This is a genomic window from Methanobacterium sp., assembly GCA_030017655.1.
Taxonomy (GTDB): domain Archaea; phylum Methanobacteriota; class Methanobacteria; order Methanobacteriales; family Methanobacteriaceae; genus Methanobacterium_D.
Genome location: JASEIM010000086.1, coordinates 1 through 617, shown reverse-complemented (window position 1 = coordinate 617; position 617 = coordinate 1). Strand labels below are relative to the sequence as shown.

1 protein-coding gene is annotated in these 617 nt (G+C 32.6%); it reads right to left on the bottom strand.

What is annotated here, in order from left to right:
• Positions 1-129: 129 nt before the first annotated feature.
• A partial coding sequence (locus QMD61_11740; protein MDI6725305.1) for a TrkA C-terminal domain-containing protein occupies positions 130-617 on the bottom strand: 488 nt, incomplete at its 5' end.

The following is a 617-nucleotide window of genomic DNA, read 5'->3' as shown; positions in this document are numbered from 1 at the left end:
TTTCAATTGCTTTAAAGAATGCTCATAAAAAAGGAGTTAATATAATTGCATATTCTTTTAAAAATATTTATAAAAACGGAACTTTGGAAATAAAACCCTTTAAAAGAATTGAAATAAAGTTATTTGATCCTATTTAGGTTTATTTGAGCCCATACACTCTTTTTCTAAAATTTCAAACTCTTCAGGTTTTCCAATTCCAAGCAATATAGTCCCTGGTTTAATAACGTAATCCCTGGATGGATCTATGGTTAAATTTCCATTATCACCAATACCCACAAGTATGATACCTGTTCTTTCGTGTATGTCTGCTTCGCGCACAGTTTTACCTACAAAATAGCTATCTTCTGTTACTTTTACTTCTTTCATTTCCCTGTTTTTATGTTCTGCTAAGACTTCCTGAACAAAGAGAGCTTCATATCCATCATCAATGCTTTTATACATAAGCCTTCCAGAGATTACAAAAGGAGATATGACCTGATTTGCACCGGCAAGCTGTATCTGTTCTATATTTTCATAACGCTCTACTTCTGCAATTATCCTGACATTCTGGTCTATTTTACGAATACTCAGTATGCAATGGATAGTTTGAGAATCTAAAGCCATGTCAACAATTATAG